Annotated in this window: 15 protein-coding genes and 1 tRNA gene; 7 read left to right on the top strand and 9 right to left on the bottom strand. The window is 45.7% G+C overall.

Annotated elements, in window-relative coordinates; translation table 11 throughout:
* Positions 1-2 precede the first annotated feature (2 nt).
* Entirely contained in the window at positions 3-770 is a 768-nt protein-coding gene (locus ACN08W_RS03575) for a GntR family transcriptional regulator (RefSeq protein WP_419107396.1), read from the bottom strand.
* A 72-nt stretch (positions 771-842) separates the two neighbouring features.
* Between ACN08W_RS03575 and nagB the strand changes: the two genes are divergently transcribed.
* The 3 genes from nagB to ACN08W_RS03560 all read left to right on the top strand — a co-directional run bounded on the left by nagB (position 843) and on the right by ACN08W_RS03560 (position 3,703).
* Positions 843-1,637 (top strand): glucosamine-6-phosphate deaminase, encoded by a 795-nt coding sequence (gene nagB / locus ACN08W_RS03570; protein ID WP_419108815.1) that lies wholly within the window; start codon positions 843-845, stop codon positions 1,635-1,637.
* Positions 1,638-2,661: 1,024 nt separating this feature from the next.
* On the top strand, positions 2,662-2,784 hold the full coding sequence (locus ACN08W_RS03565) for a hypothetical protein (protein ID WP_419103543.1): 123 nt from the start codon (positions 2,662-2,664) through the stop codon (positions 2,782-2,784).
* A 673-nt stretch (positions 2,785-3,457) separates the two neighbouring features.
* Complete coding sequence (locus tag ACN08W_RS03560; RefSeq protein ID WP_419108814.1) at positions 3,458-3,703, top strand: hypothetical protein; 246 nt, start codon at positions 3,458-3,460, stop codon at positions 3,701-3,703.
* Positions 3,704-4,210: 507 nt separating this feature from the next.
* Here the strand turns inward: ACN08W_RS03560 and ACN08W_RS03555 are convergent.
* Together ACN08W_RS03555 and ACN08W_RS03550 are read right to left on the bottom strand one after the other, a co-directional pair.
* Positions 4,211-4,287 (bottom strand) — tRNA-Met (locus ACN08W_RS03555).
* A gap of 177 nt (positions 4,288-4,464) precedes the next feature.
* On the bottom strand, positions 4,465-7,479 hold the full coding sequence (locus tag ACN08W_RS03550) for a UPF0182 family protein (RefSeq protein WP_419108813.1): 3,015 nt from the start codon (positions 7,477-7,479) through the stop codon (positions 4,465-4,467).
* A gap of 216 nt (positions 7,480-7,695) precedes the next feature.
* On the opposite strand from ACN08W_RS03550, the gene ACN08W_RS03545 reads away from it, so the two are divergent.
* A complete protein-coding gene (locus ACN08W_RS03545) occupies positions 7,696-9,300 on the top strand; it encodes a helicase HerA-like domain-containing protein (protein ID WP_419108812.1) in 1,605 nt (534 codons plus the stop codon).
* Positions 9,301-9,405: 105 nt separating this feature from the next.
* On the opposite strand, the gene ACN08W_RS03540 is transcribed toward ACN08W_RS03545, so the two are convergent.
* Positions 9,406-10,509, bottom strand: coding sequence for a PDZ domain-containing protein (locus ACN08W_RS03540; protein ID WP_419107403.1), 1,104 nt, complete (start codon positions 10,507-10,509; stop codon positions 9,406-9,408).
* A gap of 213 nt (positions 10,510-10,722) precedes the next feature.
* On the opposite strand from ACN08W_RS03540, the gene ACN08W_RS03535 reads away from it, so the two are divergent.
* Positions 10,723-12,132, top strand: coding sequence for a zinc-dependent metalloprotease (locus ACN08W_RS03535; RefSeq protein WP_419107404.1), 1,410 nt, complete (start codon positions 10,723-10,725; stop codon positions 12,130-12,132).
* Between the two features lie 24 nt (positions 12,133-12,156).
* Here ACN08W_RS03535 and ACN08W_RS03530 read toward each other — a convergent pair whose 3' ends face one another.
* Both ACN08W_RS03530 and ACN08W_RS03525 read right to left on the bottom strand, forming a co-directional pair.
* Positions 12,157-12,363, bottom strand: a complete 207-nt coding sequence (locus ACN08W_RS03530; RefSeq protein WP_419107405.1) for a M48 family metallopeptidase — start codon at positions 12,361-12,363, stop codon at positions 12,157-12,159.
* 47 nt (positions 12,364-12,410) lie between these two features.
* The gene (locus tag ACN08W_RS03525) at positions 12,411-13,325 is read right to left on the bottom strand and encodes a type II restriction endonuclease (RefSeq protein WP_419107406.1); all 915 of its coding nucleotides are present in this window, start codon (positions 13,323-13,325) and stop codon (positions 12,411-12,413) included.
* A 111-nt stretch (positions 13,326-13,436) separates the two neighbouring features.
* Here ACN08W_RS03525 and dcm point away from each other — a divergent pair, with 111 nt between their 5' ends.
* Positions 13,437-14,615, top strand: a complete 1,179-nt coding sequence (gene dcm, locus ACN08W_RS03520) for a DNA (cytosine-5-)-methyltransferase (RefSeq protein WP_419107407.1) — start codon at positions 13,437-13,439, stop codon at positions 14,613-14,615.
* 26 nt (positions 14,616-14,641) lie between these two features.
* Here dcm and ACN08W_RS03515 read toward each other — a convergent pair whose 3' ends face one another.
* Complete coding sequence (locus tag ACN08W_RS03515; protein ID WP_419108811.1) at positions 14,642-16,468, bottom strand: ATP-dependent helicase; 1,827 nt, start codon at positions 16,466-16,468, stop codon at positions 14,642-14,644.
* Between the two features lie 217 nt (positions 16,469-16,685).
* Here ACN08W_RS03515 and ACN08W_RS03510 point away from each other — a divergent pair, with 217 nt between their 5' ends.
* Positions 16,686-17,657 carry a phosphotransferase gene (locus ACN08W_RS03510; protein WP_419103551.1) on the top strand — a complete coding sequence of 324 codons (972 nt, stop codon included), beginning with the start codon at positions 16,686-16,688 and terminating at the stop codon, positions 17,655-17,657.
* A gap of 74 nt (positions 17,658-17,731) precedes the next feature.
* Here the strand turns inward: ACN08W_RS03510 and ACN08W_RS03505 are convergent, their stop codons facing one another.
* On the bottom strand, positions 17,732-21,316 hold the full coding sequence (locus tag ACN08W_RS03505) for an ATP-dependent helicase (RefSeq protein WP_419108810.1): 3,585 nt from the start codon (positions 21,314-21,316) through the stop codon (positions 17,732-17,734).
* A gap of 18 nt (positions 21,317-21,334) precedes the next feature.
* Entirely contained in the window at positions 21,335-22,150 is an 816-nt protein-coding gene (locus ACN08W_RS03500; RefSeq protein ID WP_419108919.1) for a RecB family exonuclease, read from the bottom strand.
* Positions 22,151-23,756 lie beyond the last annotated feature (1,606 nt).

The following is a 23,756-nucleotide window of genomic DNA, read 5'->3' as shown; positions in this document are numbered from 1 at the left end:
CCTTAAGCGTCGTCTCGGATAATTCGCATTTCGTAATCATAGCGGTCTGCGCGGTAGAGCGTTTGTGTTGATTCCACGGCGATACCTCGTTCGGTATATCCGATACGTTCTACCTTGAGCGTAGCAATCCCAAAGGGTTGTTCGAGTGCAAGTGCTTCTTCTGCGTTGAGGTTGGTTGCGCTAATCCTTTGGTGGGCGCTCACAATACGGTAGCCGGTACGTTGTAGTTGTTCATCGAGGGAGGCATGAACTTGGGGTTGTTGTCCGGCGAAGGCTTCAACGAGAAAATAGGCTCTTTCATAGGCCATAGGCACTCCGTCGGCGGTTCGGAGACGGATGATTTCGTATACGTCTTCTCCTGCAGAGATGTTGAGGTTACGGGCAACGGTTGCCGATGCTGGCACAATGCTACAGCTTTCGGTGGTTGAAGCAGGCAGGTGTCCTCGAGCTGTCATGTCTTCGGTAAAGGAGGTGAGGTGTGGTTTTTTAGTGATCCTTTGGCATTCTGCGATGTATGTGCCAGAGCCTTGAATGTTGTAGATGAGTCCACGGACGGATAGTGAGTAGAGCGCTCTTCGGATAGTGTCTCGTGAGACGTTAAAAATATTTTGTAGCTCACGTTCTGTTGGTAGCGTGTCGTGTGGTTTACCTTCGAGAACGTAACGTTCTTCAATAATTCGAGCTAGCGAACGATATTTAGGTTCTGCGGGTAGGGAATTAGCGCCCTGCCGACGGGAATTGGTCTGCTTATTGGTCGTTTTGGTTCGCATATTTTCTAGTTTATACGAGAAAAAGATTTTATTGGTTCATACAAATAATGATTTGTGGTTTATGCTGTACTTATGGAAATCATCATTCTCTCTACAGCACAAGAAGTTGGTACATACAGCGCAGAAATCATGGCAGACGCTGTACGCCACAACCCACAAGCTGTATGGGGTGTCGCTACAGGTTCTTCCCCCATCAAAACCTATGAACACTTAGCAGAGCTGGTGCGCGACGGACTTGACGTAAGCGCAGTCAAGGCTTTTGCGTTGGACGAATACGTTGAAATTCCCGAAGGGCACCCAGAGTCATACCGCGCTGTCATCAACCGTGAAATTGTTGAAAAAATTGGTCTTCAAGCTCAGAACGTGCACGTTCTTAACGGCCAAGCTCAGGATGTCCAAGTAGAGTGCGCAGCATACGAACAACGCATTAAAGATGCTGGCGGTGTCGATGTTCAACTTCTAGGCATTGGCGCCAACGGGCATATTGGATTCAACGAGCCAGGTTCTTCTCTTGTCTCTCGTACACGCATTAAGACCTTAGCTCCTCGTACCCGAGAAGATAACGCACGTTTCTTCGATGATGATATTAAGCAGGTTCCTATCCACTGCCTCACACAAGGTATTGGCACCATCATGGAATCTCAAAAAATTGTCCTCGTAGCTCAAGGAAAAAGTAAGGCCCGCGCCATCGCACAGATGGTGGAAGGACCTATTGGAACGTACTGTCCTGCTTCGATTCTTCAAATGCATCCGGATGTCACCATTGTTATTGACGAAGATGCAGCTAGCGAGCTAACGTACACCGAGTATTATCGCTATGCTCAGCAAGAAAAACCTGAGTGGCAGAAACCTCGATACGATCAATAATGTCATCACCTCACCGCACCTATAGTTGAGGGCGTTACCTACTACAGGTAGGTAACGCCCTCTAACTGTATATATTGACCCACGCTTGGGACTGAAAGTAACAATGTATTTGTGTGTTCTGCCTATTTTTATTATTTCATCTGCGCACCATATTTATTCGTGATTCAGTTATTAATTTTTCTCTAGTCACCTAATATTTGCAGGAAAACAGCCTGCCAGAGAAAGCAATTCATAGCGAGAACAAGAGCATAAAAGACGTAACCTCATAAACACTATTTATGCGGTGTCACAACAGAGCACAGTCCAAGTAGTTGCACCCTTACTGCAGCAATTTTTGCCAGCGAAAAAATCTCCCATTATTTATCAAGGCATAGAAGCCAATAAACAGCTTCGCCTAAGTAGTCCTGCCCTTCTTGAGGCAGCTTACACAAATATCCCTTGCTCCCAACGTTTTAGTTAACGGCAGAGGCAAGGCTTGAAAGAGAGAAAGCTCGGCGAAATGGTACCAAGCAGATGTTCCTGAGCCCTTATCGAGGGACAAGAAAAAGTTTTCTAGCCCTAGTTAGAACACTTGGTCACCTATAGATACAGGTAGGTAACCACTGTTTTAAACATGATTTTAAACAATTTAGAACTTGTCTACATTACGCAAACAAAAGGCGTTAATCTACATTTTTGCAGATTATGACGTAATCACTATTTTAAATAATTTTTACTCTAAAAATCATTGACACCCCCTTCACTAGCGCATACATTAGTGACTGTTACCATATAAGTAACTTTCGCTAGTGAAAAGCCACCTAATTACCCATCGGAGAAATCATGCCTGATGCAGCATTCACTCACAGGGATACCCTAACCTCAACCACTCTTATTGCATGCACACCATAGGACTACGGTTACGTATATGTACAACTTAGATAAAAAACTAAAAACAAAATCTGGCCGGTCGTTCACATACAACTTCTTTGGCTTCATCTCAGTATTCTGCTTTGGATATTTCCTCTTTACAAAAGATATTGAGTTGAATAACATTTTCGTTCTTTACCAAAACCCACTCATCGGCACTGCTTTGATGCTATTAGCAGTTCTTGGAGAAGTTCGCCTGTTCTTGGATGTCAAAAAGTACGAACCTAAGATGGCCTAAAACAGCAAGTGGCTCTACCTTAGAGTAGAGCCACCTGTTACTTAAAAGCTATTGACGCTGATGATGTCAAGCCGTCTGTTACTTCCCACAAGGAGGTGATAGATGGCTTGATTTATTCCCAAGCTCACTTATCTCATTCATGAGAAACTTCTGCCCTTCCATTACAACGTCAATAAGAGCACCCAAAGAAGCCTTTGCAAGCATTTGACTTAGCCCCCCAGAAAAATCTTCTAACCCTAAATGCCCACAGCAGATAAGAGGAATTCGAGCATCTGCATCTAAGAATTCAGCAACCGCTAAGCACCTATCAAAACTCAGCGTCTGATTATTGATCTGGCAGGAGAGATTAACAGGGTCCATCTCAATAAAATCAGCAATCTCTTTTCGAGAATACTCACCGCTGTATTTTTCAATCCACCGCGAAAAAGCATCTTCGCTTACTTTTTCTACTTCTATAGCTGAACACTCTAATTTTCCGGCTTTAACGAGAAGCTGGCGGAAGGTAGAGAGTATAGAAATCAGCGAACTAGCAGGATATTAGTGGGGGTCTCAACGACATACCAAAACATTCCTAACATTCTATGAAAATTTTGGATATACAAACCTGCCTATTGTTGGCTACAAGAAAGAAAACGTATTATATGCAGTGTAATGCACATATTACACTGCTCTTATGCGCGTACAAGTACCTTCCAAAAAAGTAATAACCTTCCGAACTGACCCAGACGTTCAAGAACGCTTAGCAGGCCTATCCAAAGAAACTAACCGAACCGTTTCCTTCTATATCAATTCCCTACTCGAAGAGCACCTCGGAGAACTTGAGCACGCCTATGGGCTTCGCCAAGACGCGGAGCAAGCACGTTCTGGAAAAGCTAAAACATACTCCCTTGATAGCATCAAAGCTGAATTAGATCTATGAGTTGGAGTGTTGAATTTACTGAAAACTCACGTAAGCACATAAAAAGCTTGACAGACAAGCAGCAAAGCGAATCATCAAACGGTTAAACCGAACTTTTCAAGTAAAAATTTGGTTCAGCTTAAATTCTTTCTTCTCTATCGTTGATTAAGAAAGTAAAACTTGCTAATCATGCAACCATGATGAACAACGAAAAAAATTACTTAAGTATGCCTGCTGTAGTCGGTAGAGAAATCAAAGTATGGATTACAAGAGCTGGTATAAAGCAGAAAGACCTAGCCCAAACACTAGGTCTAAGTTCAGTTTCAGGCTCCGAAAAACTTCGCGGGAAAACACTATTTTCCTTAGAAATTCTAATTGTTACAGCGGGAATGCTAGGAATTACGCTAGGAGAATTACTTGGGGAAAATATCATTAACGCAAAAATCCCCTCCACTGCGATGATTAACAATGAAGGGGAAAAGAAAAGTGCCCCAATCGGATTCATACCAACTGGGGCTACTTATCAAGTGGTTGCGGGGACAGGATTTGAACCTGCGACCTCCGGGTTATGAGCCCGGCGAGCTACCGAACTGCTCCACCCCGCGGCGACTTATATAACTATACACACCTTGTCGATTGAACGCAAACCTAAAATGCTTTTTGTGAGAGAGGATACACTCAGGGGTTGGTTGTTAACTCTCGTTCAAGAACAACAACCAACCCCTGAGCAAAACAACGTCACAACCTTATAGAACGATTCAACGCTGTTTTCAAAACGCCTGTTAGCTATCAGTGGGCTTATCAGCAGATTGCTCCACTTCTACCCCATCAGCTTTCAACGCGTCTTTAATTGCTTGGTCAAGCTTCTTCTGAGCTTCACCATATGCAGACCAATCACCTTTCTGTCGTGCAGCATCAGAATCTTTAAGTGCCTGATTTGCACGTTGAAGAGCATCCGCTAAAGTTTTTGACTCGCCGGATGAGCTTCCCTCTGCTGTGTCAGAGTCAACCTTCGAAGGATCAACACCAGCGTCTGCAGCAGTCTGGGCGCCAGAAGATCCGTCAAAGAGTTCATTCAACGCTTCATCGAGAGTAGGAGCAAATCCTACCTTCTCGCCGAAACCTACCAACACACGACGCAACGTCGGATACGCCGCATCCCCAGAAGACTCCACATAAACTGGCTGAACATATAAGATACCGTCACCCACAGGTAGAGTCAGCAAGTTGCCGTTAATAACGGATGAAGCACCCTGCCGTAGCAGATTCAGCTCAGTTGATACTTCAGTATCAGAGTTGAACACGTTCTGCGCCTGACCAGGGCCAGGAACAACAGAAGAACGAGGTAACTCCAGAAGAGTGAGTTTGCCGTATTCTTCACTCTTCACACCATCCTTACCAGTTCCGGCATCACCGTTGGCAGCAAGGAACCCATACATCACGTTACGGGTGTTAGAGTCCGACTGCTGAGGGATGAAGCTACTGGTAAGAGAGAAAGAAGCATCCTTTTCACCAGGCATCTGCAAAGACAGATAGTACGGAGGCAGTGGACGAGCAGCTTTAACTGTTGGGTCGTTAGGAATAGACCACACATCGTCTTCAGCGTAGAAGCTACCAGCATTCGTCACGTGATATTTATTGAGAATTTCACGCTGAACCTTAAACAGGTCCTGAGGGTAACGCATATGAGCCATGAGGTCTGCACTCATCTCGCTATAAGGTTTGACCGTCTGAGGGAACACTCCCTGCCATGCTTTAAGCACTGGGTCTTGGTCATCCCACGCATATAAGGTAACAGAACCATCGTAGGCATTGACTGTAGCTTTTACGGAGTTACGGATGTAATTCACTTTCTTCTGAGGCAAAGCTGCAGTAGCACCAGATTCTGTCTCAGAGTCAGTGGTGGCTCGTTGCAGCTCTTCTGCCTGAGAATACGGGTACTGGTCGCTTGTCGTATATGCGTCAATAACCCATAGCACCTGATTGTTAACAATCACAGGATAAGGGTTTCCATCCACCGTCAGATACGGTGCAACCTTTTTAACACGTTCAGTCGGTTTACGGTCATAGAGAATCTGAGACTCAGGGCGGATAGCGTCCGAGAGCAAAATATCGGAGGACTGATGTTTAATCGCATAGGACAAACGGTTAAAGAAGTTACCGATATTAGGTCCACCATTACCACTAAAAGTGTATTTAGCGTCTGCGTTTCCAGAATCATCTGAACTTTGTGGGCGGTCTAGTTCCAAAGGCTCATCATTTTGAGAACCGCCAACGATGGAATATTCAGGAGAGCTCATACCAAAGTAGATACGTGGCTCATAAGTATCGCTAATTTCACCTTGAGCTTGGATACCGCCCTGCATAAATTTGGGCTTTCCATCAGCTTCTACTTGGTTACCGTATGCAGCGATTACCCCATACCCGTGGGTATACACCACGTGACGGTTAATCCACGAAGAACCTTCAGTTTGACGAGGATTCAGCTCACGTGCAGCAAGTACAGTGTCTTGCACTTTTCCATCAATCGTATATCGATCGACAGAAAGCGTTGGCTCAAAACGATAGTACGGGCGGAACTGCTGCAACTGAGCAAAAGCACTAGAAACAACGTTAGGATCCAGAAGGCGGATATTAGAAACTGTTGCAGATTCCCCTGTAAGTGCACCAGCATTTGTTGCAGTGGTTGCGTCATAGCTTTCAACTTTGATGTTGTCTAAACCGTATGCAGCCCGTGTTGCATCAATATTGCGCTGGATATAAGGAGTTTCAGATGCTTGTTCGTTAGGGCGTACCTGAAAACGCTGAATAATGGTGGGATATAAGTTGCCTGCAAGTAATGAAGCAATCACCAAAACGGCGGTTCCTACAAGAGGAATACGCCAACGTTGAGTAACAACAGTAATGGCAAAAAGTATCGCAACAAGCAACGTTGCAATCGCGAGGATGCCTTTCACAGGGATGATGGCATTGACGTCAGTGAACATCGCACCCACCCATTTTCCGCTAGTGGTTTGGGTTGAGATATAACGTTCTAACCAGATTTTTGCCCCGCGTAGCAGAAGATACAAGCAGGCGATAACGGCAGCTTGAATGCGGAAAGCTTTGGTTGTTTCGATACCTTTATCGAGAACTTTAATACCACCGTAGAAGTAGTGTACGGCTCCTCCTGCAATGGCAGAGAAAATCACGATAGTGCTCAAGAAGTCGACGAGTAATTTCCAAAAAGGAAGGGAAAAGACAAAGAAACCGAGGTCTTTACCAAATTCTGGGTCTTCTTGAGAGAATCCAACCCCGTTAAAGAACAGTGCGATGGTGTCCCATTGTGCACTCATTCCGCTACCAACGATGATAGCTCCAACGAGGGGAACAACAATGAGAATCAGTTTTCGTAGACGCTCAACGGAGTCACGATAACGTCCCATGCTTTGTTCCCACAAATCTTGGATCTCAGCGAAGGGGTCTGGGTTGTTTCCAGAGTTTTCTGTTGTGGGGCGTGGTCTTTGAGGACGCGGCATTTTAGGTGGTTCACCGTGCGAGAAAGCATAAAACATGCTTGCCCACAAGCAAACTCCTGCGATAAGGGCAGCTACACCAAAAACAGCTATCTTATAAACGTTTTCGGTGATGAACACTCCAAGATAACCAAGCTGGTTATACCACAGTACGTCCGTATAGATTTGGGTGCCTGCAACGAATAGGGCAATGAGAACAGCAATAATGGTTGCTGTTATAACAAGTGTGCTATTGCTACGTTGTGCAGGACGGGGTTTTTGAGAGGTAGGTCCGGTACTCACATCTTCCTCGATGATGGTTGCGTCGCGAATTCAGTTCGCCGGTCATAGGAGCTTTTCTTGCTATCAGCAGACAAGCTCAAAGGTATGTATCTATTGTGCCAAATAACAAGGGCCTTTGGTACGAGAACATCCCGTGATGACAGGTTTTACCTCTAACCTGAAAATACGCTGAATAGATGTGTTATATATGGTGGTTAATCCCGTTATACTGAAGCCATGTCTAATGATGCACAACAGCTTGAAGCAATTAAAAATGGGTATTCCTTTGAAGGGAAAACCATCCCCTTAGGCGTAGCAACCTGCGACGGCGTGCCCGACCCAGAAGCAAAAGTCTCACTACCCCTATCTATGATGAACCGGCACGGTCTCGTTGCCGGTGCCACAGGTACTGGAAAGACTAAGACTCTACAGGTTCTTGCAGAGCAGCTCAGCGCGCAGGGCGTGCCAGTATTCCTTGCTGACATGAAAGGTGACCTCTCTGGTCTAGCGGCACCGGGAGAAAATAGTGAAAAGTTAGCTGCACGTTCGGCATCTCTGGGCCAACAATGGGAAGCAAAATCATTCCCCACAGAATTCTTCACACTCGGTGGCGAAGGTATTGGTGTCCCTATCCGAGCTACCATTGAGTCCTTTGGCCCAATTCTGCTTTCGCGTGTTATGGACCTTAACTCCACTCAAGAGTCTGCACTACAGCTAATTTTCCATTACGCAGACCAGAAGAACCTAGAACTATATAACCTTGCTGACCTTCGTGCAGTGATTCAGTTTCTGTCCTCCCCCGAAGGCAAAGCAGAACTATCTGGTATCGGCGGTATCTCCAGTGCAACAGCTGGTGTCATTCTTCGTGAATTAGTCACGTTAGAAGCTGAAGGAATGGAAAAGTTCTTTGGCGAACCAGAGTTCGAACCTCAAGAATTCCTACGTACCGCAGCAGACGGGCGCGGTGTCATTAGCATCTTGGAATTGGCAGATGTGCAGGCTAATCCTAAACTATTCTCCACTTTCTTAATGTGGCTTCTTGCCGATCTCTTCTCAGAGTTGCCCGAAGTTGGCGATGTAGAGAAACCCAAACTTGTCTTCTTCCTTGACGAAGCGCACCTACTCTTTAATGGTGCCTCTAAAGCGTTTAAAGAAGCTATTACTCAAACGGTTCGACTCATTCGTTCCAAGGGTGTAGGTCTCTTCTTCATTACTCAAACACCTAAAGACCTCCCCGCAGAAATACTAGGTCAGTTAGCCAACCGCGTGCAACATGCTCTACGTGCATTTACCCCAGATGATCAGAAAGCATTGACGGCTACCGCACGGACTTTCCCAAAGTCTGCCTACGATATGGAAGAAGCACTCACGAGTGCAGGAATTGGCGAAGCCTTGGTCACGGTCATGAGCGAAAAAGGTGCACCCTCACCGGTTGCAAAGACTAAGATTTTTGCGCCAGAATCACTCATGGCTCCTGCCCCCGAAGCTATCAGCTCAGTAGTTGCGGCAAGCTCATTGAACGACCGTTACGCAACCGTCGTGGATTCTTATTCTGCATACGAAAAACTTACTGAAACTCAGCAGAAGCAAGAAGAGCAAACGCTTAGTGCAGAACAGCAAAAAGAAGCTGAACGTTTAGCTAAAGAACAAGAAAAGCTTGAAAAAGAACGGGCCAAAGAAGCTGAGCGTATTGCGCGGGCAGAAGAACGTGAACGCCAAAAACGTAACGACGCAGCAATGCGTATCGGCACTAATATCGTCTCTACTCTAGGCCGTGAGCTGGTACGTTCTATCTTTGGAACTAAACGTTCTTCACGCCGTCGAGGTGGAGGATTCTTCTAAACCGCTAGATGCCTCTGAGAAGAGTTTTACATAAACAATAGGTGGTGTGCTCCAACATTCTTGTTAGGGCACACCACCTATTGTTTAACGACAATGGCTAAAATCTTATGAATCGGTACATTGTCTAAAACTATCTGCAGGTTTTCCCGCCGCGATGCCTTCCACTGCATGTACTGCTTCATCTAGAGTTGATACAGCAACAACAGATAGACCGTCAGGGATATGACCGATTACTTCACCACAATTTTTTTCGGGTGCGATAAACGTTGTTGCTCCACTCTGACGAGCACCTACCATCTTTTGTGCGATACCACCAATTTCTCCAACATGACCTTGAGCGTCGATTGTTCCGGTACCAGCAAAATGTTTTCCACCGGTCAGATTCTTCTCCGTTAGTTCGTCAATAATTCCTAAAGCAAACATCATGCCGGCGCTAGGCCCGCCAACTTCTTCTAACCCATAATTCACTTTAAAAGGGAATTCATAAGTTGCACCAAGAAATAACCCCAGAATATATTTTTGCTTTTTTTCGTCATAGCTAGGTTTAAGAGAAAGATGTTCTTCTTTCCCTTCTCTTTCGATAACAGCATCAAGAGTCTTATCACCTGTTCTCGACAAAATCTCAGCAATCTGCTCATAATGCTCAATCTTCTGACCATTTAAAGAGATGAGAACATCACCAGGTTTAATAAGGTCACTATTGGGATTATCTTTAGTCAGTCGAGCTACCGTCATCTTTTCTTTAAACGGCTTCCCCAAATATTTGAGTGCTGCAGCCTGCGCAACCTCTTGAGAATTTGCCATATCAACAGTATTTTGTTCAGTCACTTCTTCACGAGTGAGCGTATGAGGATAGACCAAGTCACTAGGGAGAACTAAAGTATCTGGCATCAGCCACGTCGATAATACATGTACTGCAGAAATATCAGTGTTAGGTCCACCAGCAACAGACACAGTTGTCATATCTAGAGCACCCGTTACAGGGTATGTTTTTTCGCCCTCAATACTGATAAGTTGTTGATCTTTATATGAACCAATAGTGTTAAAGGTGGGGCCAGGCTCTTCCGTCACAAAATTGACAGGAACCCATAGCCCCAAGAAAGCAAGTCCAATCGTGGAGAACGCACATAGACTCTGAACAGAATCACGGCGTGACCTCTTATGAGAAGAAAAAGAAGCGAAGGAAAACATTTTTTCTCGGAACTGCATTGTTCTAGAGTACCCGTATTCTTCCTACCAACAGTGATATGACGCAAAGATTCACTGATTCTCAGCAGAGAGTCAGTTGTCTTTGAGTTAGCATAGAATTATGTCTCGCTTTGATATCTAACCCCCTAAAAACATCGCACCACCGATATTCCTTAGGTAACGTAGTATGCAGTAGAGATTGAACCCGTACTAACTCATTTTTGGGAGATGATGATGACTTCAAACAATAACCCGTGGGGAATGCCATCTGACGACGGCTCTAACCCTTTTGAAGAGTTCTTCAAAAAACTCTCAGAAAATGGTTTTCCAGGAGCACAAGGCAACCCAGCAGAATGGCCCCTTGACCCTGAACAGATGAAAAATATGGGGATTCCCATCGACCCCGCACAAATTGCGGCAGTCTTCTCAGGACTCACATCAATGTCTGCCGGGGCCTCAACAGACGAACCTGTCAACTGGGAACTAGCTAAAAGTCACGCTCATCAAGCCGTCTCTCAAGGGGAAGATCCAAAGCTCACAACGGCTCAGGAGTCTGCGGTAGCAGACGCGATTCAGCTTGCTCAACTATGGGTCGACCCCGCAACCGCTTTTAGCCCTACAGGGTACCCCACAGAATCATGGTCTAAAGCTGACTACGTCAATAACACCTTTGATATTTTCCAAGAAATTGCTGGCCCTATTGCCACCAGCCTTTCTGAAGCAATGAACCAGTCAATGTCAGAACAGCTCCCTGAAGAAATCAAACATCTTCTCGGCGGGCAAACGAATATTCTCTCTGGTGTTGGTGGCATGATGTTCGGCATCCAAGCTGGACAAGCCATCGGCAGACTTGCTCAAGAAGTCGTCTCCTCAACAGATGTTGGTCTGCCCATGGCAGAAGGACGTTCAGCATTACTGCCGTCAGCTATTAAAGACTTTGGCGATGGGTTAGAGATTCCACCGCAAGAAGTCATGATTTATCTTGCTGTACGCGAAGTTGCACTCACCAGATTGTATAAAGCAGCCAAGTGGCTTCGCGAAGATATTGTCGCTTTGATTAAACGTTATGCCCGCGGTATCCACGTTGATATTGAACGCATGCAACAAGAAGCAGAGCAGATTGACATTATGGATCAAGAAGCCTTACAAATTGCGTTCTCAAGCAATATCTTCACTCCTCAAAACACAGAAGACCAAAAACTTGCTCTAGAACGTTTAGAAATGCTCTTAGCGCTGGTCGAGGGTTGGGTTACCGTCGTCGCAGAAGATGCCACGAAGAACCTTCCGATGTCTTCTCAGCTAGCTGAGGTCATGAACCGTCGCCATGCAGTAGGTGGGCCAACAGAACATATTTTTGCAGCCCTTCTAGGTCTTGAACTACACCCGCGGAAGAATAGAGAAGCCGCACAATTTTGGCGTCACTACACCCAAGAACACGGTTTAGAAGCACGAGACCAGTTATGGGAAGCACCAGAGATGCTCCCCACCTTAGAAGAGCTAGATAACCCAGAAGCATACGCATCTCGTACGGCATTAGTGACCGCCAGCGAAGATGAGTTTGATGCTGCTTTAGAGAAGCTACTTTCTGGAGGGTACGACCAACCAGAAGATACCTCTGAAGATGACGATAAGCCACAAAATTAGCGGATTTATCCATAGGTAAAATGATTATTCATTTCTCGTAGCGAAGATTATTCCTGATAAGAACGCCGTTGCCTTCTCATAGTGGGGGTAACGGCGTTCTAGCATCCGGAAAGCAGGACTATGATTAGGCTCTACAAAATGGCATAGCTCATGGTGAATGACCTGATCTATTACATATTCGGGTGCACCTTGCAGTAAGTGAGAAATAGGAATTATATTTATTACGCACAAAACTCACCAATAATATAGGGGGGCAACATACACGTTGCCCCCCTATATTATATTGAGAATTTTTCAATCCGGCGATTATAATATTCTTCCACGAAACTATGATTATGATGGCTTTTTAATTGTTTCTCAAGATTTATTTTATTTTGCCTTATAACATCCTGTGGATAGTTATAGTCATCCCATTTACTAGCGGTTTCTTTCAAAATATCTAAAAGGCGTTCAAACGTGATTACATTGTTATTAGTATTATAGTTTGTTTCTTTTACCGACCTTGTAGTTACAACTTGAATATTAGCCTCATCTAATGTCTCTATTACTTCTTGGCTAATAGATTCGTCCAAAGTAACTAAAAACATTTCTCTAGCACCCGTTCTACCCATTTCTTCAGGCACTTCTTGCCAACGCTCCCTTAACGTTGTTTTAGCACTAATCAAAACAGTATCACGTTTATAAATAGAATATTCGCTAGAACCAGGTGATACAATATCAACCATTTTTCCTAGATCTTTATCCTCGAAGAATTTTTTGCCAATATTTCCTTGACTATCCATTGGAATATCAGCACCAATTAGAATCAATTCTATAATTGCCTCAAATTCTTTCCCTGCCCTACTTCTACGACTTTGTGTATTGGAAAGATTAAGACTATAAATATGCATAGGAAATTTATCTACAAACCAAGAAATTGCTTCACTAGCGTCCATACCTTTAATGTCGTCTCTAGAGTAGAGGGAGGACAGCATTTTTGAAGTAAATTCTTGTTCCTTTTCTTGAAACTCATCCCAAGAGTTACTTCTAAGTTTTTCAATTACAGAACTAGCATTTTTTAAAAAATATTCTACAGACTGATTGGTTAACCCTAATTTTTCAAAATTCCTGTACACCAAGTCATAAGGCATATCTTCTTTAAAATACTTTTTCCTTTGAGTTTTTACAAAAATTTTATAGAGTTCTAATTCCACTTAACTTCTCACTTCACATATCCAGATTTTTTGATAATATTGTGTCAGAAAGAGGACACTTTGCCCTAATATTCACCCAATCATCAGACTGAGCCACTAGAGAACTATCCCATGAAATCTATGCTACTAGAAAAAAACAACTTAGATAATGACCCTTCCGCTCTCATAAAGAGTAAGCGGTCTCGCCTCAATATGACACAAAAAGAACTGGCAGACGCTATAGGTCTGCCTAAATTCGGAGACAGGACAATCAGGCGATGGGAAAACGGTGAGTGTAAACCTTCCAGTATAGAGTTAGACCACATACTCAACTTCCCAGAAGAAATTCCTTTTCAAAACCCTCCTGCCGCTGACTACACCATGATTGACCTTTTTGCGGGGATAGGTGGCACTCGTTTAGGATTCCAACTTACAGGCCGTACCAAATCTATTTTTAGCAGCGAAATAGATAAATTTGCAGCAAAAACCTACAAAGCCAACTATGGCGAAGCACCCTTTGGCGATATCACTAAAATTGCCGGAGACTCTATTCCTTCCCATGACATCTTAGTAGGAGGTTTCCCGTGTCAGGCTTTTAGCCAAGCAGGAAAAAAACTTGGATTTGAAGATACTAGGGGAACATTATTCTTTGAAGTTGCCCGCATTATCAAAGAAAAACGACCCAAAGCTTTCCTTCTCGAGAACGTTAAAAACTTAAAAGGCCATGATAAGGGTCGCACCTTTCAGACTATAGAGAACACTCTATGTAATCTAGGTTATGGAGTTTATAGCACTCTATTTAAAGCTAAAGATTTTGGCCTTCCACAAAATCGTGAACGCATTTATATTGTAGGGTTCGATAAAGAACAAATTGGTAACTTTAATGATTTTAGATTTCCAACTCCTTTATTTATTGAAACACGTCTTGGCAAAATCTTAGAAGATAATGTATCAGATAAATACACCATATCTGACAAGTTATGGCAAGGGCACCAAAGGCGAAAAGCTAAACACAAGGAAAACGGCAATGGGTTCGGCTGCTCGTTATTTGATGAAAATAGCCCTTATACGAATACTATCTCTGCTCGATATTATAAAGACGGTAGTGAAATATTAATCAAACAAGATGGTAAAAATCCTCGTAAATTAACTCCTCGAGAAGCTAGTAGACTTCAAGGATTCCCAGAAGAATTTATTATTCCTGTCAGTGATACACAAGCTTACAAGCAATTCGGTAATTCTGTAGCAGTTCCAGTTATTAATGCTATTGCTAAACAGATTTTAGAGGTACTAGATAATCAAACAGTATAAAATTTTATGTTTCTTCTAATACTCCCCTATTCAGGGACGGGAGCAATCGGCGCTAGGAACCGTGAACGGCGTCTATTTCCTCGTCCGCCCGGTGTTCGTGAACGAGACCAGCTCAACGTCAAGTAGCTTTTAGCACGTGTAATACCCACGTATAACAGACGGCGTTCTTCATCAATGTCGTCTGCGTCTTGGGCATAGCTAATAGGCATAAGCCCCTCATTCATTCCAGCTAAGAATACAGCCTCCCATTCCAGTCCCTTTGCAGAGTGTAAGGATGCCAGAGTTACACCGTTGAGGATGGGGGCGTCTTGGTGTTCCATTCGTTGGTGTAGGCGTCCAACAAATTCTTGCAAAGTTAAATCAGGTAAATCGGGGTTCTGTTCTTGAGCTTTATGACGTTCACGTTCCATACGTTCAGCCATAGAAACAAGTGCTGCCAGTGATTCCCATTTTTGACGTACAGCACCCGAAGAGCTGGGTGCTTTAGGTGTATATCCTAGAGAATACAAAATATCGGAGACGTTCTGCATAACAGATCCACTTTCAGCAGAGCTTGCTGCTGAACGTAGTTGTACGTAGGCATTTTTTACTTCTGGACGAGAGAAGAACTGTTCGGCTCCGCGTAATTGGTAGGGTACCCCCGCATCGTTGAAGGCTTGTTCAATAGTTGCAGATTGTGAGTTTGTTCTGAAAAGCACCGCAATCTCAGAGGGGGCAATCCCGTCTTTGGTGATGAGGTCTTGAACATCTTCAGCGATGCCTTGTGCTTCTTCTTCGTCATCGTTGTATCCAAACCATTGTGGCTCTGGTCCTCGTGGTTTATGTGAGATGAGTTCTAGAGGTTCTGCCCACCGCCCAGGCGTTGCGTCGGGGAGGGCCCGTCGAGTTTTAAGCAAAGAGTTGGCAAGATGAACTACTTGTGGTGTTGAACGGTAGTCACGTACCAGTTTAACAATGTTTGCATGGGGGTATTTGTTACGAAATTCTAGAAGATATCGGCTGGTTGCGCCGGTAAAAGTGTAGATGGTCTGTGAAGCATCGCCCACAACGCAGAGGTCGTCTCTGTCTCCCAGCCAAGCATCTAGTAAGCGCTGTTGTAAAGGTGAAACGTCCTGATATTCATCGACGATAAAGTGCCGGTATTGTTTATGTACTTCTGCAGCAATGGATGGGTCGTCTTCGAGGATTCCAATGGTGAGGAGAAGAACATCTTCAAAGTCAATGATGTTGCGTTCATCTTTGAGTTCTTCATAGGCACGGAAGAGACGCACCATTGTTTGTTCGTCTAATCCGGCAGGTAGAGAGCGTCCTCTTATTACGGTGCTGAGAGTATCAGGAGTATGTAAGTTGACTTTTGCCCACTCAATTTCTGAGGCGAAATCTCTTAAAGCTGCCTTATCGGTGCTAAGTCGAAGGCGTTGTGCAGCTTCGCTAATGAGGGGTGCTTTATGGCTGATAAGGGTTGGTTCGGTTCCGCCAACAGCTCTTGGCCAGAAGTACCGGAGCTGTCGTAAAGCCGCAGAGTGAAAGGTTCGTGCTTGAACACCGTCAGCGCCTAATGCACGGAGGCGAATACGCATTTCGTCAGCGGCTCGTGCGGTGAAGGTCAGTGCAAGAACGCGTTGAGGTACGTACCGTCCAATAGCTATACCATATGCGATACGGTGGGTGATGGCTCGGGTTTTACCTGTTCCAGCGCCAGCTAATACGCACATGGGTCCGTCAAGTTCGCTACCAACTCTGCGTTGTTCGGGATCGAGGTTTTCAAGAATTTTTTGGGAATCAGGAGCACCGTATGGTACGTGTTGAGGGGTGTTAGCTGTCGATTCTGCAGAAAAGGGGAGAAAAGACATCGGGCTCCTGTGCGTTTTATCGTTATTGGATGGTGGGTTCTGTGTTCCAGTGTAGTTCAGTGTTTTGACAGTAGCTACTGTGAAGAAGCGCTGTTGTCATTCTTCGCTGTGGCATAGCTGATAGTTTTATAGAGTTTTCGTATAAAAGATGTCACTATTTTAGAGTATCTGGCGATGTTCGTTCGAGGTGTTGGCATTTCTCTTGTACTCTTGTGATGTGACTGTTACTCCCCTTCAACTTGCTGCTATTGTTTCTGCTGGCGTACCAGGTTTGTATCCTGTTGCGGCGTTGCCTTCTGCCGACGATACGACAGACTTTGATTCAGCTATTATTATCGATTCTGCTGGTAAGCGCTGGCGTGTGCGTTCGCCGAAGAATCCCGAGGCAAGCGTTCGTCTTGAAGCTGAGCATGTCATCTTACAATCTTTTTCAGCAGGGCTCAGGGCACGTTTACCGTTTCTTGTACCAACCATCGTCGGGTCGGTTCTTGTTAACGGTATGCAAACATTCATTTATACTCATATCCCCGGTTCTCCGCACGATATTGATGAGTTGGCAGAGATTTCTTCTCATGCGAAAGAAGATACCGAAAACTTAGCGACCGCTTTAGGTCGTCTCATTGCCACTATTCATGTGATGCCTGAGACGATTATTGAGGACGCAAATCTTCCGGTGTATTCGGCGGAGCAGATACGAGAACGCCGTCGTGCAGAGTTGGATAGAGTTGAGGCTCTCAATAAGATTTCGCCTTTGCTCATTCAACGGTGGCGTGAACAAATTGATGATGATGCGATGTGGTCGTTTAGACCGCGTGTGATTCACGGCGATTTGAACGAAGATAATCTTGTGTTAGAGCAGAAAAAAGTCACCGCAGTAACCGGCTGGTCTGAAGTGTGTGTTGGTGATCCGGCTCTTGATTTTTCATGGCTTTTAGGGTGTGAAGACCAACGGTTCTCTGAAGAAGTTCTCAATGTATATATTGAGCAGATGCCGCAGCTTCCAGATTCTGCGTTATCTTTACGAGCCCATCTTTATGCAGAGTTTGCGTTAGCACAGTGGCTTCTACGAGCTGTAGAGCGTGAAGATGAGGAGATGTTCCAGCAGGCGTTAGAGCTTCTTCGTGAACTTGAGGATTCGCTTCTTGCCTCTGGCGAGTTGCGTCTTCTTAAGATTGCACCACCGCAATAAAAGTTCTGATACAAGTTGTGGGGTGCATACCATCGGTGGTATGCACCCCACAGTTTCTTATGAGAGATAGAACGTTAGTTGATGGTTCTGTTCCATTTCTCACGGATAATTTTTTCTAGCTCATCTTCGGTTGCTAGTTTTTCTGGGCGGATAATGTCTCCTGTCGAAACATAGCAGAATGCTGTATCGATGTCCTCAAGATTAATATTGTGAAGTCGAGAGAAAGCAATACGGTATACAGCAAGCTGATAGTTAAGATGTGCGAGCTGTTTTGTAGTCGGAACTCGCCCTGTCTTCCAGTCTACTAATTCCCAGCGTACGCTACCGTCAGGTTGTTCATGCCTAAAAATTGCGTCGATTCTACCCCTGACGGAAGTACCTGCTAAAGGAGTTTCAAAAGGGTACTCTACAGCCCACGGTTTAGTGTTCGCCCAAGGGCTTGCAAGGAAGTTTTGTGTGAACTTCTCAAAATGAATAATTTCGTCATTCTCTTCTTCCGCGTATTCCTCATCAAATTCTAAGGTCGCCGGTTTCTCATAATAATTTTCAATCCATGAGTGGAAAAGATTTCCTTGGCGCGCTGAGATAGTCGGCCGCTGCGGTATTGGGCGCAAAGTATTGTCAAGGACCTTCTGCGGATCGTCAATGAGAGACACAACCGTTGACGTGTTCAGGTGTTGAGGGATGCCAAGAGGGTCTTCTTCCTCTTGACGTTGCAGAAGCGATAAAAGTAGCTTACTTTCTTCGCCCCATTGGCGGATGAGTGGGTTTTCGCTATCAGATGCTTCAAGCGACGAGTGTTCTTCTATAGAGTTCGTTATTTCTTGGGCAGCATGCTCTACCCGTTGGCGGCGTGATGGTTTTGTATGTTGGTGTAGTTCTCGTATTTTTGGTTCGGGAGTTTCTTCGAGCTCTTCTAAAGAATCCCAGCTACATGTCACAGGTCCGTCGATGGGGTCAAAGGGCCATAATGCGCTTAAAATTTTCTCTGATTGTGGGTTTGTTTTTTGTTCTTCAGGAACACTACTTGTAGAAAGAACCTCAAAAGCAAAATCTTCTGCCCCACCAGAGTGTCCTTCGGTCAGTCTGTACAACTCTTCCCAGAACGTAGATACCTTATTTTTAGTTTTGTTACTGCCTTTCCATACCGCATGAGTCAGCATGAGTAGTGAGCGAGCGCGTGTTACCCCCACATAGGCGAGGCGACGTTCTTCAGTCGTAGTGTGTTCGAGAGTTTGCTCTTGATAAATCTCTAGTGATTCTTTGAGCTCTTTGGTATTTTCACACTCGCTAATCCACGGTGGCATAAAGTCTTTGTCTCCACGTAGCGGAGTAGGGAGTGAATCGGAGCATTGTGTCCAGCGTTGGTCTTTTGTGATGGGGAAGTCCCCTTCACATAGTCCTGGAATATATACGTGGTCCCATTCGAGTCCTTTAGAGGCATGGACTGTCAAGAGTTGTACGGCTTCTCGGCTAGGAGGATCAACCATCATCTCTAGTCCAGATTCTTCTTGGGCTGCGGCTTCTAACCATGCTAAAAATCCGCTCACCATGCTGGTGCCACTGAGCCCAGCATAGAGTGAAATTTTTTGTGAGGTTGATGGTGATTCTTTCTCGGAGTTGTGAGGTTGTTCTTGTGTTGCTCGAAGACTTGCCCAAAGGCGCGGTGCGGTGAGCATATAGTTTGCCGCCGACTCGTAGAAAGCGTCGAGGTTACGCCGTGCATGGTGAGAGCTGGTATCTGGTTTGACAGCTAACTCAATGTCTAACAGTATTTTCTGTTCTATCTCGTATAGAAGTGTGGTGAGGTCTTCGTTCATGTATTGACGGAGCTCTGTTAGTTCTTCGGCGCAGCGTTGTAGGCGGTTAAGTCCTTCTGTACTCAGCTGACGGCCTTGAGCAGATACCCATTCTTCTGGAGGCAACGTTTCGATGGCTTCAATTAGTGAAGCGTCATCGGTGTTATCAAGGCATGCTCGAGAAAGTATTGATTCAACAGTGTTGAGGGGGCGTTCGTCGCCTTCACCGCCGGCAGGTGAGCGAGTCTCGTCCGAGGTCAGTTTTTCGCGGATGCCTTCTTTGATGGCGTGTTCACGGCGGCGTGCTAGATGCCGTGCCCAGTCCCCTAACGCTAAGAGGTCGTGGGTGCCTAGACGCCAGCGTGCACCGCTGAGGATGCGCATGAGCGCGTCAGAACGCCCGGGGTCAGAGAGTACCCTCAAGTAGCAGACCATTTCGACGACTTCTGGGGTATCTAGCAGACCACCAAGACCCACCACCTGATATGGGATAGACAACGCTTCAAGTTCTTTGCGGATGGGTTCCATCATTGCCCGTTTTTTGCACAGAATTGCCATCGTTGGCATGCTGCCGTTGAGCGCAGAATATTCTGGTTTGTGGCGTTCTTCATAGATTTTTTGGGCGATTGCTTGGGCTTCTTCTTCGGTTGAGTTGTAGCCACCGAGGAGAACTTTTCCCGCTTCTGCGGTTGGACGTGGCTGAAGATGAGGAATAGGTTTGCTCAGAGGTTTTGCTCTTGACCAATCTGCAGGTTTTGATAAAGGTGTTGCGAGGGTATTAGCGCAGGTAAGAATCGAAACATCATTACGCCACGCTATTGTTAAGAATTTTGTGTCTTTGTTGGCTGTTGGAAAGTACTGGTAGAAGTTATAGAGCTGGCCGTCAGAAGCCCCACGGAAACCATAAATGGACTGTTTCGGGTCGCCCACGGCCATCACAGCATGTTCGTGTTGGGGGTCTGCCCTATGTCCAAAAAGATCTGAGAAAAGTTGCATTTGAGCGTGGGAGGTGTCTTGAAACTCGTCTAAGAGAACAACTTTATAGCGTTCTTGTTCAGTTTTTGACACCATTGGAAATTCTTTTGCAATACGCGCAGCTAAAGAGACAAGGTCCCCGTAATCCATCACTTGCATACGTTTTTTAACATTGCGGTATTCTTGGATGATGTCAGCATAAAAACGACGCTGTTGAAGACGTTTTAAAAGATTTCTTTGTTCACTAGAGATTCTGTTTCCGCTGATATTGCGTACTTTTTGTTCTTCGTCCTCACACCATTGTTGTAGACGTTCAGGTGTGACAAGATGTTCAGAACATTCACTGGCAAGAGTCAGCGCATCTTTAATGATGGTGCTTTTAGACATGAGGTCTTCTAAAGCAATCTCTGGTTGTAGGTGCTCCACAATCTGTGCCATCAGCTGCCAACTTTGAGCTTGACCTAAGAGCTGTGCATCTTGTTCTATGCCAAGGCGTAGACCATAGTCGGAGACAAGACTCTTCGCATATGAATGGTAGGTTGAGACAACAGGGTCGGTGATTTCTTCGTCTTGATCTGTTCTTTTGATGATGCCTTGATGACGTAGCTGATTCAGCGCGATACGCATACGTTCACGAAGCTCTCCAGCAGCTTTTCGGGTGAAGGTCACTCCCAAAATTTCTTCTGGCCTCACTTTTTGGTTCGCAACGAGCCAGATAACTCTATCGACCATGGTCGCGGTCTTCCCAGAGCCTGCACCCGCAATAACGAGACAAGGGCGTAAATCTGAGCGAATAATTTCAGACTGCTCAGGGGTGGGCGCTGGTTTGCCAAGCAGTTTGGCTATTTTTTCTGGGCTGAAGTATTCTTGAGTTTTTTCCGTCATGTTTATCGTCTCTTTTCGTTATTGCGTCACTTGTCTACCACGAGCACATAACGGGCAGATTTCGGGAAGTTTGCATTGGATACCGTAGCCACTAGCTTGGGCTGAAGTATGGCGTGCCTGAAAATATTCTTGAGCGATAAGCTCTGCTGCTTGTTGAATGAGCTCTACTGCCCATAAATCTTCTTCTGTGAGAGGCTCTTGTTGCTGTTCACGGTAAGTTTTCGTGTCGGTACCTAACTGTATGAGGAAGGCACCGCCAGAGCGTGATGTAAGCCCGCTAAATCTCGCTTCGGGTGAGTCTTCCCCCTGAGCAAGTTTTTCACCGATACCAGCTTCTAAAGCAACTTGGTAAGCGGCAAGTTGTGGGTGACGAGGTATTTTCTCTTTCTGAGAGGGTGCAGTTCTCCCCGTTTTCAAATCGATGATGGCGTAGCGTCCAGTTTCTTGATTTTTCTCTAAACGGTCAATTCTGCCGACCAGTAACGCGTTACGTGTTTTTCCTGGAACAAAAACTTTAAAACTGCCTTCAACATTACTCAATTCCCGCTGATGTTGGGATAGCTCAGCCACGTAGGAGGCAAATTTTCGTACCATCTTTTGTGCTCGTTCATAGATTTTTTGAGTTTCCCAGGTATCAGGCAGATTCATTTTTTGGAAGGTCTGAGCAAGTTGTTCTTCCAAAACATAACCTGGCCCGTGAGGGTACTGTTCTGCAAGTTCGTGTACAACGTTTCCTAAAGAACGTGAAGCATCGGTAGCAGCTTCTGCGCGTGATTCGGAAACGAACCATTCCAGCGGAGAACGGTGCACCGTCTCTAGTCGTGAAGGTGACATCGGAATAGGCGCCTCTTCTCCAAAGGCACTGCCTTGAGAGGAGAGAGGGCTCAGCCCCCACCAGCTATCAGGTGAGGCACCGGGCACAATATACCCGCGTGTTTGTCCTAGGTCGTTGAACTTGCGAAGAATCTGTATCGCGTGGTGAGCGGGTTCGGGGTTTTGCTCATATTGTTCTGCCCATTGACGTAGCTCTGCCACCAGCGCACGAAGAGTCATCGGACGTCGAACCTCAGTAGTTGTTCGTCCCTCATGAGAGCCTGGAACAACAAGGTCAAAAAACTCACTAGGAAATTCGTCTTCAGACATCACTGCTGTACACCGAACCTGTTTCTTCGCTCGTGAGAGCGCAGTGGCAAACATGCGTAGTTCATCGTGACGGGTTTGTCGCACACGATCAGTGGAGGTTATGTGTCGTGCAGCGTCTAACCCGATATCAAGAATATCGGTGAGTTTATGCGTCTCAAGTAGAGAACCGCGCACAGTAGTGTTCGGCCAGATACCTTCTTGTAATCCAGCAATGTAAACGTAGTCCCATTCACGTCCTGCAGCTAAAGCTGGAGTCAATATTTCAACGTGTCCTTGTACGCGTGTTGTTCGGGTCAGTGTGTCCATCGGAATGTCTTGAGCCATCATGTAGTTCAAGAATTGGAAGGCACTCGCACCAGGCATCTGCTCGGTATAACGTGAGGCAGCCTCGAAAAGACCAAGCATGGCATCTAAATCTCGGTGAGCACGTTGCGCGTTCAATCCTTCACCGTTTAATGATTCTTGACGCCAAGTGTGGGCAAGTTCTGAAGACTCCCATAACGCCCACAGAACGCTTTCAGCTGTTGCTCCTTCTTGTGAGAGTGCTTTGACACCGGCAGAGAGCACATGGTGGATACGGTGTACGGCACGGTCTGCTCCCCTAGCAGCAATATGAGGACGTTGGTAGAGCGCTTCAAGGAGCAGCTCATCGCTGGGGCGTGTTCCACCAGATTTTAGTTCTTCAGCGCGTAACTGTTGTCGTAGGCGACGCACGTCCATTGCGGTAGCGCCACCTAGGCGAGACTGTAATAACGACAAGATAATATCCGTAGATATTCCAGACTCACTAACAGGGTGGGCATCACTGTTGAGGTCCTGCTCTTGTTCGTATAGGTGTATCGCTATAGCTAATGCGTCAAGGAAGGGGCGTACTGCAGGTTCTTGACTCAGCACGTTAAGGGTGCGAGCGCTCGATACAGGGATGCCGTGGCTCATGAGGGTACGCTCAATACGTGCTATTGCGCCGGTGTTGCGCACAATAATGGCGCATTGGTGATAGGGGACGTTCTCATATAGGTGTTTTTCAAGAATCATCTGTGCTAACAGTCGATTTTCTTGTTGAACGTTCTGAACAAGATACCCGTCCAGAGCAGGTTCTTGTTGAGAGGTTTCTTCCGCGGTTGCGGTAGGATCGGCAGCTGGTGCGCATTGTGGTTGACGGTCGTATCGCATGTGGGCAACCGGCGGAATACGTTCTGTGACGGTGGAATAGGCACAAACAATATCTTTGGGCATCCTGTGGGAGAGGTTGAGAGATAGGGTCTCATAGTCGCCAAGGATACGAGGAAGCTCTTTT

Origin of the sequence: Rothia sp. CCM 9419, from assembly GCF_048512815.1 — a bacterium.
In the GTDB taxonomy this organism is placed as follows: domain Bacteria; phylum Actinomycetota; class Actinomycetes; order Actinomycetales; family Micrococcaceae; genus Rothia.
The sequence above is the reverse complement of the archived record's forward strand: the minus strand, read 5'-3'. Positions and strand labels throughout refer to the sequence as shown.

Coding starts and splice junctions, on each gene's coding strand:
- ACN08W_RS03540 (WP_419107403.1), bottom strand. CDS start 10,509: ATGCAGTTCCGAGAAAAAATGTTTTCCTTCGCTTCTTTTTCTTCTCAT.
- ACN08W_RS03515 (WP_419108811.1), bottom strand. CDS start 16,468: ATGTCTTTTCTCCCCTTTTCTGCAGAATCGACAGCTAACACCCCTCAA.
- ACN08W_RS03500 (WP_419108919.1), bottom strand. CDS start 22,150: ATGTCACCTTCACGACTAGAGACGGTGCACCGTTCTCCGCTGGAATGG.
- ACN08W_RS03545 (WP_419108812.1), top strand. CDS start 7,696: ATGTCTAATGATGCACAACAGCTTGAAGCAATTAAAAATGGGTATTCC.
- nagB (WP_419108815.1), top strand. CDS start 843: ATGGAAATCATCATTCTCTCTACAGCACAAGAAGTTGGTACATACAGC.
- ACN08W_RS03560 (WP_419108814.1), top strand. CDS start 3,458: ATGCGCGTACAAGTACCTTCCAAAAAAGTAATAACCTTCCGAACTGAC.
- ACN08W_RS03505 (WP_419108810.1), bottom strand. CDS start 21,316: ATGACGGAAAAAACTCAAGAATACTTCAGCCCAGAAAAAATAGCCAAA.
- ACN08W_RS03575 (WP_419107396.1), bottom strand. CDS start 770: ATGCGAACCAAAACGACCAATAAGCAGACCAATTCCCGTCGGCAGGGC.
- ACN08W_RS03535 (WP_419107404.1), top strand. CDS start 10,723: ATGACTTCAAACAATAACCCGTGGGGAATGCCATCTGACGACGGCTCT.
- dcm (WP_419107407.1), top strand. CDS start 13,437: ATGAAATCTATGCTACTAGAAAAAAACAACTTAGATAATGACCCTTCC.